The 12,611-nt window shown below is 60.1% G+C and carries 19 protein-coding genes; 14 read left to right on the top strand and 5 right to left on the bottom strand.

From position 1 onward, the window contains the following. Positions 1-107: 107 nt before the first annotated feature. The gene (locus O6Y00_RS20315) at positions 108-539 is read left to right on the top strand and encodes a DUF3768 domain-containing protein (protein WP_353444344.1); all 432 of its coding nucleotides are present in this window, start codon (positions 108-110) and stop codon (positions 537-539) included. 416 nt (positions 540-955) lie between these two features. On the opposite strand, the gene rpsU is transcribed toward O6Y00_RS20315, so the two are convergent. Continuing rightward, positions 956-1,156, bottom strand: coding sequence for a 30S ribosomal protein S21 (gene rpsU, locus O6Y00_RS20310; protein WP_056483632.1), 201 nt, complete (start codon positions 1,154-1,156; stop codon positions 956-958). Between the two features lie 204 nt (positions 1,157-1,360). Here rpsU and O6Y00_RS20305 point away from each other — a divergent pair, with 204 nt between their 5' ends. The 6 genes from O6Y00_RS20305 (at position 1,361) to O6Y00_RS20280 (ending at position 4,257) form a co-directional block, all read left to right on the top strand. Further along, positions 1,361-1,582, top strand: a complete 222-nt coding sequence (locus tag O6Y00_RS20305; protein ID WP_353444343.1) for a hypothetical protein — start codon at positions 1,361-1,363, stop codon at positions 1,580-1,582. A gap of 59 nt (positions 1,583-1,641) precedes the next feature. Beyond that, positions 1,642-1,911 (top strand): DUF1488 family protein, encoded by a 270-nt coding sequence (locus O6Y00_RS20300; RefSeq protein ID WP_031440623.1) that lies wholly within the window; start codon positions 1,642-1,644, stop codon positions 1,909-1,911. Positions 1,912-1,938: 27 nt separating this feature from the next. Then, positions 1,939-2,853: a D-alanyl-D-alanine carboxypeptidase family protein gene (locus tag O6Y00_RS20295; RefSeq protein WP_353444342.1), complete on the top strand. Its 915-nt coding sequence runs from the start codon at positions 1,939-1,941 to the stop codon at positions 2,851-2,853. Between the two features lie 300 nt (positions 2,854-3,153). Further along, positions 3,154-3,420: an antitoxin gene (locus O6Y00_RS20290; RefSeq protein WP_353444341.1), complete on the top strand. Its 267-nt coding sequence runs from the start codon at positions 3,154-3,156 to the stop codon at positions 3,418-3,420. Positions 3,421-3,434: 14 nt separating this feature from the next. Beyond that, complete coding sequence (locus tag O6Y00_RS20285; RefSeq protein ID WP_353444387.1) at positions 3,435-3,824, top strand: type II toxin-antitoxin system VapC family toxin; 390 nt, start codon at positions 3,435-3,437, stop codon at positions 3,822-3,824. A gap of 238 nt (positions 3,825-4,062) precedes the next feature. Then, positions 4,063-4,257 carry a hypothetical protein gene (locus O6Y00_RS20280; RefSeq protein ID WP_353444340.1) on the top strand — a complete coding sequence of 65 codons (195 nt, stop codon included), beginning with the start codon at positions 4,063-4,065 and terminating at the stop codon, positions 4,255-4,257. Between the two features lie 14 nt (positions 4,258-4,271). Here the strand turns inward: O6Y00_RS20280 and O6Y00_RS20275 are convergent, their stop codons facing one another. Continuing rightward, complete coding sequence (locus O6Y00_RS20275; protein WP_132833849.1) at positions 4,272-4,760, bottom strand: hypothetical protein; 489 nt, start codon at positions 4,758-4,760, stop codon at positions 4,272-4,274. A gap of 78 nt (positions 4,761-4,838) precedes the next feature. On the opposite strand from O6Y00_RS20275, the gene O6Y00_RS20270 reads away from it, so the two are divergent. The 3 genes from O6Y00_RS20270 to O6Y00_RS20260 all read left to right on the top strand — a co-directional run bounded on the left by O6Y00_RS20270 (position 4,839) and on the right by O6Y00_RS20260 (position 6,161). Next, positions 4,839-5,147, top strand: coding sequence for a type II toxin-antitoxin system Phd/YefM family antitoxin (locus O6Y00_RS20270; RefSeq protein ID WP_353444339.1), 309 nt, complete (start codon positions 4,839-4,841; stop codon positions 5,145-5,147). Beyond that, on the top strand, positions 5,147-5,572 hold the full coding sequence (locus tag O6Y00_RS20265) for a type II toxin-antitoxin system VapC family toxin (RefSeq protein WP_353444338.1): 426 nt from the start codon (positions 5,147-5,149) through the stop codon (positions 5,570-5,572). The genes O6Y00_RS20270 and O6Y00_RS20265 overlap by 1 nt, the downstream gene beginning before the upstream one ends. A 127-nt stretch (positions 5,573-5,699) precedes the next feature. Further along, positions 5,700-6,161 carry a response regulator gene (locus O6Y00_RS20260; protein ID WP_243645722.1) on the top strand — a complete coding sequence of 154 codons (462 nt, stop codon included), beginning with the start codon at positions 5,700-5,702 and terminating at the stop codon, positions 6,159-6,161. Between the two features lie 20 nt (positions 6,162-6,181). Here the strand turns inward: O6Y00_RS20260 and O6Y00_RS20255 are convergent, their stop codons facing one another. Continuing rightward, on the bottom strand, positions 6,182-6,394 hold the full coding sequence (locus O6Y00_RS20255; RefSeq protein WP_093400793.1) for a hypothetical protein: 213 nt from the start codon (positions 6,392-6,394) through the stop codon (positions 6,182-6,184). Between the two features lie 270 nt (positions 6,395-6,664). Beyond that, on the bottom strand, positions 6,665-7,111 hold the full coding sequence (locus O6Y00_RS20250) for a hypothetical protein (protein WP_353444337.1): 447 nt from the start codon (positions 7,109-7,111) through the stop codon (positions 6,665-6,667). Between the two features lie 1,114 nt (positions 7,112-8,225). Between O6Y00_RS20250 and O6Y00_RS20245 the strand changes: the two genes are divergently transcribed. From O6Y00_RS20245 to O6Y00_RS20230, 4 genes are all read left to right on the top strand, one after another. Further along, entirely contained in the window at positions 8,226-8,672 is a 447-nt protein-coding gene (locus tag O6Y00_RS20245; RefSeq protein WP_353444336.1) for a DUF736 domain-containing protein, read from the top strand. Between the two features lie 77 nt (positions 8,673-8,749). Further along, positions 8,750-9,838, top strand: coding sequence for a DUF2493 domain-containing protein (locus O6Y00_RS20240; protein WP_353444335.1), 1,089 nt, complete (start codon positions 8,750-8,752; stop codon positions 9,836-9,838). A gap of 575 nt (positions 9,839-10,413) precedes the next feature. Continuing rightward, on the top strand, positions 10,414-10,755 hold the full coding sequence (locus O6Y00_RS20235; RefSeq protein ID WP_353444334.1) for a hypothetical protein: 342 nt from the start codon (positions 10,414-10,416) through the stop codon (positions 10,753-10,755). 388 nt (positions 10,756-11,143) lie between these two features. After that, a complete protein-coding gene (locus O6Y00_RS20230) occupies positions 11,144-11,725 on the top strand; it encodes a hypothetical protein (RefSeq protein WP_353444333.1) in 582 nt (193 codons plus the stop codon). 175 nt (positions 11,726-11,900) lie between these two features. On the opposite strand, the gene O6Y00_RS20225 is transcribed toward O6Y00_RS20230, so the two are convergent. After that, positions 11,901-12,125, bottom strand: coding sequence for a hypothetical protein (locus tag O6Y00_RS20225; protein ID WP_353444332.1), 225 nt, complete (start codon positions 12,123-12,125; stop codon positions 11,901-11,903). Between the last annotated feature and the right edge of the window lie 486 nt (positions 12,126-12,611).

The following is a 12,611-nucleotide window of genomic DNA, read 5'->3' as shown; positions in this document are numbered from 1 at the left end:
CGATTGGTGTTTACCCAGGCCGACCAAGTAGGCCCGAGGCCCAAAGAGGGAGGGGGAGGTGACAGGCAGATGCGGGGAATGGCCCTGCCGAGCCTGAGGACACCGGCATGCTCCCTGCCACAATCGCTACCAGCGTCGCGCCCGAAACCACCGCCAAGGTTGGCCGGCTGCTCAACGGATCGCTGGCGAGCGCCGAAGCGCGTCTGGCGTCCATCGGCCGTCTGAATGACCGTTGTCGCCATGGCCTCGACCGTACCGCTCGGATCATGGTGACGAGGAGCTGCCTTGGCACCTTCGCTTCTGGTGACGGTGCCATGGAGATCGTCGTTCAAGCGAGACTCTACGCCGCCATCCGCCACCATGTGTTCGCCGATGCGGATGCGGCAGAACGGGACCGGGGCAACTTCGAGTTCGAGGGGACGACGGTCTACTTCAAGATCGACTATTATGACGCTGCGTTCGAGTACGGCTCGGAAGATCCCGCCGATGCCAGCATCACTCGGCGTGTGCTGACGATCATAGTTCGAGAGGACCTCTGACATGGTCACGCCAACACCGGAGAATCGCCGCCTGGATCTAATGTCATTGCTGACGCCCGGACCGGTCGACGAAAACTGGGAAGCCGAGAAAGCAGGCTGGCGCTGCTTCGTCATGGGCAATGATAACCCCAGCGGACGGCGCGGCAGTCGTCTGCGCGCTGCGTGGCAACGCGGTTACGACGCTGCCTCCCGAAGTTGGGATCCAGTAGGGTTGATGCTTTAAAACGGCGAAACGGTCGGTCGGGATGTAAAGAATTGCAGACCGTCCACTTAGCCTGACGATCGACGGACGAAGCCGGGAGATGCGGCTCACCGAGCCGATCCGCGAACCCGCGATGGCGAAGCTCGTCTCCGTCGTTCGCCGCCTGAGCAAACAGCACGCACTCACACGGTGACGGTCTAACCAGGCCCCGGTCTTACTGATCCTTTTCGGCGCGCTTGCGATCGGCCTTGCGCGCCCGGCTAACGGCCGCTGCGTGTTCGCGAGCGCGCTTCTCCGACGGTTTCTCGAAATGACGGCGCAGCTTCATCTCGCGGTATACGCCTTCGCGTTGCAGCTTCTTTTTCAGAACACGAAGAGCCTGGTCGACGTTGTTGTCGCGGACGATGACCTGCATGAAACCTAACTTTCGAGATTGCGTCGATGATTAATACAGCCCTGCCTATAAGCCAGGCAGGCATGTGCCAAGTCCATGATGAACTTGCCGGCTTCAAACGCAGTTATCTTTCGCGAACGTGACTAATCCTGCCCCATGCTGGAACGGTTTCTAGACCGCAGCCCCTAGGCATTGACACTGATCCACTAGGCTGGAGAAGGCCCCATGACCAATTCCGACATACCTGCCTATCGTGTGCAACTGCTGCCGGCGCCGATGGTAATCGCCGCTGATGGCCTCCCAGTCGAGAATTCCCATGTGGTCGAGATCGTGTTTCCAGGGGACACGATCGATACGACGCTGGGGAAGGTGAACACGATCGTCGGGCCGGGAACGGCCAAGATCATCGTTGAGGACGCGACGTACCGCGGGATCAGCCTTTGCTGAGTTTGCACGCTGTGTAGCCTTCGGGCAGGGGAGCCTGCCAACGAAGGAAGCAGTAATACATGGCGAACCGTCTCACGATTGATCAGGACAGCCTGGTCGACAACGACCGCGAAAAGCAGGTCGAGTTTACCGCCGACATCGATAGCGAGGACCGCGATTTTGCCGTGAAATACGCCGTTTTGCGTGAAGTGAGCGGCGACGAACCAGACAATGACGCCTTGGAACTGTTCGAGCGGTTCAGCGACGAGATACTCGATATCTGCGCCGATCTTGCCGAGCTTCGGCCAACGGCCAATCTGATAACCGTGACAGAAAGTGACCTCGAGTAGCGGTCGCTCCGAAGCGCCCTTCGAAGCATGCCGCTTAAGGCAGCAGTCAGGTCAAAGTTGGCATCCTCAAGGCTCATCGAGGATACCAACTTCGGCATGTTTTTCAGTTCTCTACGGCGTTTGCAGATCGGTCTTATCGTTGCCAGCTTGGCATTCGGCCTACCTGTGCAGGCGGTATATGCCCGATCACGCGTCTCTGAGATTGTGGTCGATGCCTCAACCGGTACCGTTCTGTTTTCGGAGGCGCCGGATGCAGCGAGACGGCCCGCTTCACTGACCAAGCTGATGACGCTGTATCTCGCATTCGAAGCTCTTGCCGACGGCCGCTTACGGCCAAGTGACCCTTTGCCGATATCCCGCCGGGCGGCGCGCCAGCCGGCGACGCATTTGGGTATAGCCGCAGGTGGAAGGATCACAGTCGGCAAAGCGCTGGATGCTATCGCAGCGATCTCGTCGAACGACCTGGCCGTTGCCGTGGCCGAACGCATTGCTGGTAGTGAACCGAAATTTGCCAGACTGATGACGGCAAAGGCGCGCCAGCTTGGAATGCGGAACACGCGGTTTGCAAACGCCTCCGGGCTGACCAGCGCCGGGAACGTGACGACGGCGAGCGACATGGCGAAGCTTTCACGCGCCATCGTCAGGCGATTTCCGCGGCAATATGCCCGGTTCAGCAGACGTACGATTCAGTGGCGATCGCGCGGCATCGGCAATCACAACCATCTGCTCGGTCGGGTCGCGGGCGTCGACGGCATCAAGACCGGGTACACGTCCGACGCCGGCTACAATCTTGCAGCGTCGGCGATGCGTCGAGGTCGGCGTATCGTGGTCGTTGTGCTGGGTGAGACCAGCGTTTCGGCGCGTGATGCGCGCGTTGCCAACCTGATCGAGTTGGGTTTCACCGGGTCGAGATCGAGGCCGCATCGGATACGACGGCGGTAACGCTACGAACTGCCTTGAGGTGACTCAGAGCCGCGAGGATCGTTCGGATCGATAATACATCTTATGTTAAACCAATGACTTACGCGGGTATCCGGCATTGATTTTGCATGACTTGGTTCCGGCTTTCGTCGGGAGCCGTCTCAAGCAGCAAGCCAGGCCAGGACCGCATAAAGCTCCTCGCTTGCCGCGCCGAGGCCACCTGATATGGACGACACGGACGTAACTACGACGCCATCGCTCATGGCAATTGATAACGTCAGCCCAACAAGGTATATACATGGCATATACAAAGGAGGCGTCGTGACACAGACATCTGCTAATTTCGACGTGCGCGAGGCCAGGCTGTTTCGCAACAATCGCAGTCAGGCAGTACGAATTCCCGCCGAGTTCGAATTTTCGGGAAGCCGCGTGCTTATCCATAAGGAAGGCGACAAGCTTATCATCGAACCCGAACCCAAGGCCCGTCTTCTCGACATCCTGAAAGGGCTAACCCCCCTCGCCTCTGAGGATCAGTTTCCAGAGGATCTCGATGCTACGCTGCTCCCGCTTAGGGCCGTCGATCTGTGACCGGTTCACGCTACATGCTCGATACCAACATCGTCTCCGATCTCGTTCGAAATCCGCAAGGCGCGGTGTTCGACAAGATCGTCGAGATCGGGAGCGACAATCTGTGTGTCAGCATCATCACCGCGGCCGAACTGCGCTATGGTTGCGCCCGTAAGGGGTCCCCTCGCCTGCTCCAGCAAGTCGAAGCCATTCTGAGCGGGCTCGAGATCCTTCCGCTCGATGTCCCGGCCGACGCCGAATATGGCGGGATCCGCGCCGAGCTTGAAGCCGCTGGCAAACCAATCGGCCCTAACGACCTCCTGATCGCAGCTCACGCCTATGCGCTGGGTGCCACGCTGGTCACCGCAAATGTCGGCGAGTTCACACGTATCCGGGGTCTTCGTGTGGAGAATTGGCTCGTCTGACGCCGACGGCTCCGCTTACGAAAACGGGGCCGGAACCGATAGCAGCGGTCCCGACCCCGTCGATCGAAGGATCCTCCGTCGAAACGGTGGATAGATTGGCTTAACGCATCTGCGTCGAATCCGGTCCACCACCCTCGATATACGGATCGTCGTCAATTTTCCATAAACGGGCCTTTCGGCCGTTCCACCCGCCATACGGCACTTCACCCGAAGGACTTCACCCCGAAGGGACATCACCATGACCGTCATTGCACTTTCAGCCCGACGCAGTTCACTGAGTTCACTCGAGAACGCCTACGCCGTGGCTATTCAGCTTCGTGCGCGCACCGGCGTCGACCAGTTTGTGGTCCGCACCGACAATCCCATTCAGCCTTTCCGTGTCTCCCGGTGCCGGCCACATCACCCGGAGAGTATTCTCGCCCTGGTCGCCTGACCGGGCGACTATCGTCAGCCCTCGGTCGTCACGTTGGCCATGATCTGCGCGGCCGTCAGGCTCTCGCACAGCTGGGCGTTCGTGGCGTAAATCACCGCAAGCTTCTGCTCGCGCATTACCATACACATCCGACCACGACGGTACGTCAGGCTCTGCAACCAGGCGAGTTCTGTAATCGCCTGTTCGATAGGCGTGTCGTACAGCAGGTACCAAAGCCGCATCTGGAACGGGCTCTTGTCGCGCAGGATCTCTTCGAGATCCTTGTGCCCCTCGCCACGGCCCATGCCGTTGCTCGTTTCGCTCGCCAGTGCGGTGAACGCTTCCTGCATCTCCGTGATCGCGAAATAGGCAACGTCGAGGCCGATCCCGATCGTGGCGCCTGCCAGCACCCGCCGATCGGTCGATATTTCCGGGTCGCCGTTCTCGTTGGTGCCGCTGTTGTTCAGCACGTCATATAGCGGGAGGTCATAGTCGTACCCCCGCATCATATCCTGTACTTTCATCATATCCTCCTTCGGGTGAGGCCTCGGATTTGGCGGGATCGTCATGCGATCGAGCAACACCCGGTCGCGTGACGAACATTGACAATTCCGCTGCCTGCGGCAATGTCTGTACGTCACGACAAAGAAGGTCAAGCCGCCATGCAAACTTTTTCCAGCCGCGACTTCAATCGCGAACCTGGTCGCGTCAAGCGGGCCGCGGTTGATGGCGCAGTTATCATCACCGAACGCGGCCGACCGATCATGGCGGTCATGCCCTTTGCCGAATACGAGCGGCTGAAAGCGCCTCCCGGCAACATCCTCGACGCCCTCGACATGGACGAGGTCGGAGACATCGAGGTCGACTTCAGCAGGGCAGCATCGTTCCCGCGTCCAGCGGTGTTCGACTGATGTACTTGCTCGACACCAACGCCCTGTCCGAGCTGCGCAAGCGGCGCAGCGGAAAGATCAGTGCAGCCGTCGAAGCATGGGCCGGTAGCGTCGATCAGGCGGACATGTTCCTTTCGGTCATCACGGTCATGGAGATCGAGCTCGGCATCGCACTGCTCGAACGGCGCGATACGCGGCAAGCCGGCGTGTTGCGGCTCTGGCTACACGACAAGGTCATGCCCGCCTTTGCCGGGCGCATACTCCCCGTCGACACAACGATCGCGCTGCGCTGCGCGCGGCTGCACGTTCCGGACACCAAGAGCGAACGCGACGCCTGGATCGCAGCGACGGGCCTCGTACACGACCTGACGATCGTCACCCGAAATGTCGTCGACTTCGCAGGCACAGATGTTACCCTTTTGGATCCGTGGACCTACCCTCAGTGAAAGCTAGGAGACGATCATGAGATCCATGCACCCACGAACGGCCCTCGCTTTTGGTGCGGTACTTATCGGGGCCTCGGCATGCCTTCTACAGGAAGCGATCGACGCCCGTTCCACAAGGTAACCAGGTGTGCTGCATGCGCTTTGTATCGGAGCCATTTTCGCAAATGGCGGGTTGATGCGCATGACCTTATCAACAATCCCCTACGCTCTGGCCGTCGACGACGAACCATTCATCCTTATGGATATAACTGGGATCCTCGAAGACGCCGGTTTCCGCACTTACGAAGCCAGTAGCGGCGATGCTGCGATCGCGATGCTTCCCGAGTACGCCCACACCATTACCCTCCTTTTTTCGGACGTCGACATGCCGGGTGACACCAACGGGTTCGCGCTCGCGCGCCACGTCGCCGAAAACTACCCCTGGATTGAGATCGTCATCGGTAGCGGGCGCGTCAGCCCGGAAACCGGCGACCTTCCGGAGAAGGCGACGTTTCTTTCGAAGCCGTTCAACGCGCAGATGATCCATGGCCATCTTCGCGAAACCCTGCCCGATGGCAAGTTGCCAGAACCGCTCAAGAACGCGGCCTGAGCCGCGTAGGACGGCGTGGTTCAGACGTCGTCGCTCTCGACCGGCGTCGTCACGCCACGCGCTACGAGCGCGGCAGTCAACTGACGCCTGATGCTCATGCCGTTCAGGTGGCTGAACACGCCCTCATAACCCTCGGCAGTGAGGCGTTCTCGAATGTCTGAAACCGAGCGACAGGCCCCTTCCCTGGCCAGCTGAAATGCCCGTTCAACAGTGCCGATGCGCGTGTCGCTCAATGTCCCTCCGGATAGCCGATCGATCGCGCGAAATGCGGTTGCCGGCTTTCGCCGGTTAACAACCAAAAATTATGCGGTTCAAGCCTGTTTGCGGTTGCAAAACGATGTTCGCAGATGCAGCATGGCGACGCCTTTCAGGCATCCTCTCCTAAAAACTATCCGGGCCGGCTGACGCTGGCCCTTTTTTTGTCTGCCGAACGCCACACAGTGCGCCTGACGGTACCTTCTTCACCGCCTTGGCCTGAAGGAATCCAACCCGGCTTGATGTCGCTATCGATGCTTGAGCCGTGCAGCCAGCACCCTCGTCTCACGCGCGATCTGCTCTTCCATCATTGGCCAAATATCCCGCGCTGCGGCGCAATAACCTGACCAGTCCGCCTCGATCGACGTCGTCGTCCACTCGGCAATATGCGCGCGCGAAAACATCCGCTTGGTTGCGGTCGCAAAGAGTAACTCGGACAGTTCCGTCCTCAAGCCATCGTCGGCATCTTTTAGTAAAGTCGGAACGATCACCTCGCTGACATACCTGGATCGCGACAGGCTGGACGCCGTCAACTGTTCACGGGCGAGCGCAAGCTCACGACTGTTCGGGTTTTCTGCGCCGCAATGCCGTCTGATTTCGCGAAGGCCAGCCATGATGTCTCGATGATGCCCTTCCAATGTGCCGAGCATCGCTTCCGGATTCATTTTTGTAACCCTCCCCTGCCGGACGATCATACATCGCGAGGCATCTGCTTTCGTGTTTTCGGCCAGCGTAGCTGCGACGTTCGCCGTTTTAGATAGGCCACTCTAAAGACTTGATTGATGGGCTCAAGCCAAGCTTTTCCCCTACGGAAATGCGGTGCCTGCCTGTCGTTCGCCTTGCCTCGAGTGTGCTTTATGACCGCCGTTTAACGATGCCTTCAGCCGTCGTTGGACTATCTGTTCGGTCGCATCGTGCAGAGATCGGTGTGAAAACGAAAGCGCTCCGGTGGCATGATCGGGAGCGATCTAGACGAGGGGTAGCCGGACGGAATGGTCGAAGATTTCAAGCGAAAACAGGAAGGGTTGGGACATCCCGCCCAAGAGGGCGGGACCGTTCAATAGTCGGCAAGGGCCTCCCCGAGCCCCGCGAAGAGCGGGTCTCGGCCCTTCGGGTACAATCACTTGTCGGGCTCCCGGCACGCGCTGAGAGGGCTCGTGCGCCAGGGTCCACGGATGGCGTGGGGCGGGGTACGGATCCACCCTGATGTCACGCCCAGGACAACGACCACCGCAGGCAGCCTTCGGCTGTGGTATCATGCGCTAGGCGCATGATGTGTGCTTTGTGGGCCTGTGTTCTCATCGCACCCTTCGCCGTCTCTCAGGGTCTCTGCGTGCCAGACCCGTCCGACGGGGTCGGCGTCAAAGGAGAATTGTCCGCAAGCGGACAATGCTTTTGTTTGATTTGAAGACACCTCAACAAGAATACCGGGCCTAAAGGCCCTACGGTTTCCACCGCTAAAGCGGCGGAGCCTCCGTCATTCGTGTTGACCCCGCCAGCCGTGCCTGCCTCTTGAGCCCCTGCGAGGACGGCTCCGGGTGCGATGAGAACAAAGGCCGGGCCTTGCCCATCAGCACGGTAGAAACAGAATTGCTCGCTACCGCGATCAATGCGTCTTTGATTTGTTATTTACGCCCCCTAGTCGGGGGCTTTTTTATGCTCGGACTCACCGTGTACGATGATTGGTCGTCAAGTAATCAATCAGGTTGGTCAAATAGAGTGGAGGGGATAAAAAGAAGATGCCGGAGGGGAAAGGCCCCAAGCACCGGCAAACAGGGGGATAGGCCCCCGCAAAATGGAGTGAATACTATGAACATCGGTTCTTTCAAGTCGGTCGGCGGTCAGCTTCTCGGTTCGGTCGCAACGGCAACCATCGACCTCGCGCGGCTTGGCCTCCGTCCCGTCGAGAGCACAAACGACAAGGCCCCCGCGTTCGAGATCATGGTTCTGAACGTCGCGAAGCGTTGGGTGCAGATCGGCGCGCTTTGGGAAATGACCAGCAACAGCAGCGGCGAAGTTTTCTATCAGGGCAAGCTGGACGACCCCAGCATCAGCGAACCCCTCCAGATCATGCTTTTCGGCAATAACGAAGAGGGTTTCCGCGTCGTCTGGAACCGCCCGACCACGCGCCGCGAAAATCTGGACGGCACCCGCCAGAACCGCCGCAAGGCAACGGATGACGGTTTCGGCACCGGCAACGCAACCGACAACGGCCAGCTTTCCGAGCCGCTGAACGACGAAATCCCCGCGTTCTAAGCAACCAAGACGGGCGGGGAGAGCGGCTGAAACGCTCCCCCGACCCTAAGCCGCAATCCCTGCCAAAGGTTAGCACCATGACCAAGAAAACGACCTCCCCGCGCCTTACCAGCTTTGCCGACTTGGGCGAAGCCATGAACGCCACCAACGCCACCCCCGCGACCGGCAGCGCGTCCGACGACGCGACCGACCCCCGCACGGCAGAGATTGCCGAGAGCATGGCCGAAGACACCGCAACGACAAATTTTCAGGAAGCGTTCGGCGACGTTGGCGCGCTTTCGATCGTGGAAATGGGCGACGAGCGCGCCGAAATGGATATGCCCGAGCCGATCGAGGCGCAGCACGATTGCGCGGCGATCATGGCAACGCTTTTCGACCTGTTCCGCGACACCCGCCTAGAGACAAGCGCACAGGCGATCGCATGGGGTTTCGTAAATTCGTTTCACTACGAAGCGCAGAAGCTGGAACGCGAGGAAGACACGCTTTGCCGCGACCTTGGCGAGATGACCCGCCGCTATGATCCGTCCGAGATTTACGCCGTCGAAATGGAGGAATTGCAACTCCGCGCGCAGACCAAGACCGAACAGCGCGCCGCCATCGAATGCCTGCGCGACTATGCCGCCGACTGCTACCGGGCACAGTCCGGCCACCCATGGTCCCCCGCGCGCGGATCGAAGGTTTCGAGCGGAGGCACCGCCAGCCAGATTGCCGCCCTCGATTTCCTGAAGGCCCGCGCGCAGGACCACCGCGAAAAGCGCAACCCCACCGGCCCGCTTGTAGTCTTTTCGGGCGGTCAGGAGTGGCACGACTTCAAACAGCTTTGGGACCGCCTCGACCAGATCAAAGCCCGTATCCCGCACATGACGCTTTGCACCACCGCGCAGCGTAAAGGGTGCGACATGATCGCCGCATCATGGGCCGCAAGCCGTGGCGTTACCGTGATTGCCTTCACACCGCAGACGGGCCGCTATGGCAACCGCGCCGGGTTTGTTCGCAACGAGCAGCTTGTAAAACTCGCACCCGTTGAAGCCATGGTTTGCCAAGGTTCCGGCCTGCAATCGAACCTGTTGCAGACCTTGAAGGACGCCCGCGTCCCGACCCACGCCTTCCGCATTGATGGACAGGCACCGGCCCCGACCGCAACCAAGCGGCAGGCAATCGGCTAACCCTATCCGGGCGGCGCAGCCGAGAGCGCGCCGCCCCCCTCTTTCCTTGGCAGGAATAACTAGGCCAGCGGCGGGCGAAATCCCGGCGCTGGCGCTTTTTGTCGGCGTTGCTGTGGGGGGAACCCTACGGTTCCCCCCACGCCAGGCGACCGGCCGCGCGACATCCTTGGCACGGCCCCGTCGGGCCGCACCTGGACGCCGCGCAGCCGGTCGCCTTCCCCCCTCCGGTAATGCGCTGCCGCAGCTTGAGAAGCATCGCGAACGAGCTGCCCGTAAGTCCGGTTTGAGGCTGGCGCGGGACCCGGCTCGCTCGCATCGGTCAGGCCCTTCGGCCTGCCCTTCGCTACGCATCGGCCGGGGAAGCGCCAGTGCGGGCATCGAGCCCGCCCTGGCGCTGCTGCCGCGGGGAAAAATCTATCTCAAGTCGTCCTATTATCCCGGGCGGCGCGACAAGCCTCAAGAGACGGCAGGGTCCCACCATTTTTCTGCGAAAAATCGTTGCCCCTACCGCCGCTAAAGCGGTCGCAAGAGCGATCCCTTGACCCTCGCCGCGCCGCCCTAATCCGGAATGCGTCTTGAAGAAGAAGGAGGACGAAATGCAAGTCGCGTTGTTCAGAGCACTAAGATCGGCTAATATCGACGATGAGGCAGCGGCAAAGGCAGTCGTCGTCGTCGAGGAGCAGATCGACATGGCAGTGGGTCGCGCAATAGAGCCGTTGAAGCAGCAAATCGCCGGTCTCGAGCTTAAACTCGACCAGAGAATTGCAGGTCTGGAGGTCAAGCTGGAAAGCGGCCTCAAGGGTATGCAGACCTCAATCGACGGGCTCAAATGGTACATCATCGGGCTCGGCTCACTGATGACGGGAGCAATCGCGATCGGGGCTGCGCTCACCGCCTACGCCCAGTTCATTAAATGACTGCGGGGGGAGCTTCGGCTCCTCCCTTCATCGTCTAATACTCACAGGGCCATCCGGGCGATCGGGTGGCCCTTTTCCGTTGCTGATTTCGACGGGCGTGCGGGACCGGCTCGCTCGCTTCGGTACGGCCCCGTCGGGCCTCCCCTGGCTACGCATCGGCCGGGGAAGCGCCGGTGCGGGCATCGAGCCCGCCCCGGCGCTGCTGACGCGGTTTTCCAACGTCTGACAGTCATACCCTGCACGCCTCGCTCGCCTGCGCGCAGCGGCCTTTCGGCCGTGCGCTGACTACGCGTCGCGGCATCGACCGTGATGCTTGATCACAGGCGTCGCGAAACCTCTCCGGAGAGGAGGGAGGGAAGGATTTGCGGTTTCAACGAAGGAGGTCACTATGACCATTACGTTCCGCGTAGAAGACGGCCGCGCCATCCTCGCGCCAATGGCGGCAATCATCACTCCCGACCAGCTCGCATCGCTACGCGATCTGCTTGCCGAACAATCGCTCCGGTTGGGTTTTGCCATGTTGCTCCCGGTCTACGGCGTCACCGGCGATCCGTGGTTTGAGTTCGACGCCCGCGTCTGCCATCTGTCGCTCGCGGTCGTCTCAAAATGCTTCGATCACGACCCTTCCGTCATCGCGATTTTGGACGAGGCTCAGTTCCTCGGTCGACGCGTCCGGGTGGCGCAGACTGAACCCACTGGCGATATTACGATACGCCTGTCTCTGAACCCGGATGCGGCCCCAGAAATAGCTCTCGCAAACCCCCAAGCGCTGGCGCTGTTAGACGGCCTTGGGATCGACCGCATGGTGGCCGGCATGGTGCCGATGACGGAGCTTCGCCGGAGGCTGACGGATCCCCGCATCAGGCGTCGGCTCGATTCCGATCCGGACATGGCCGAGAGCATTGAAACGCTGGCGACGATGGCGGCACTCAAACCGATCGACGGAGAGTACCTGCTGGCGTGGATCTGATCGGTCTGCGTCTATCTAAACCGACGGCAAGGGACGCCCAGCCTACCGGCTGGCGCGTCCTTTTTTTGCCTGATGCTACCAAGCCGGCTGCGCCTCTCACCTGTCGAAAAGAGAATGGCCGCACGAGGTAGCAAACCCGTGCGGCCATTGGCGTGGGCCTCGGCCTCGAACCGTCTCAGGCTTTCGCCGTGAGCCGCTTCTCGACCTCGTCCACTCCCAGCGTCTTCACAGCCTCCATCAACCGCTCCAGTCGATCCAGTGGGAGCTTGAACAGCCCTACCTTCTCGACCGTCCCAATAGCCGTATCCCGCAGCTTCCTCAGATGCGCCTTTCGACGATCTGCCAGCTTGCGTTCCTCGGCCTCGATCGCAGCCATTTCAGCGTCCAGTGACTTCGCCATATTACTTGCCTTTTGGTCAGGCTGATCGGGCTCTGAACGGTGCCGGTATAGCCATCGATTAGGCGAGGGAAAAGCGTCAACCAACGGCGATCGCGGCACACCGAGGAAAACCCCGTGACGATCATCACAGACCGACCACAAGACACCACGGTAGAGCAACCAGTTCGACCGTCATTCCGCCTTGAAGGCGGACCTTTGCCCCACGAAAAACCGAGATCCCATCATATCGATACGAAGGACCGGAGAGATCAAATCGACACATGGGAATCGGGACTACAGTAGAGCACACCTTACGCAAGCTACGCTTGCCTTTTCCCTTGGCTTAACAGTGAGTTAGAGAGTCCGAGATAGTGTATACAACGTCTTACAGTTTGTCTTACAACGTAATACGCTCCAAAAACCGCAGATTTCCGCCGTTTCCTGCGTAAGACACCGTAATACGGCTTATGCCCAAACCACGAAATCGAGCTTGTTGTAGCCGCGTTC

Origin of the sequence: Sphingomonas faeni (genome assembly GCF_040407565.1) — a bacterium.
Lineage (GTDB): Bacteria > Pseudomonadota > Alphaproteobacteria > Sphingomonadales > Sphingomonadaceae > Sphingomonas > Sphingomonas faeni_F.
Note: the sequence above shows the minus strand (reverse complement) of the source record. Positions and strands in the feature narration are given on the sequence as shown.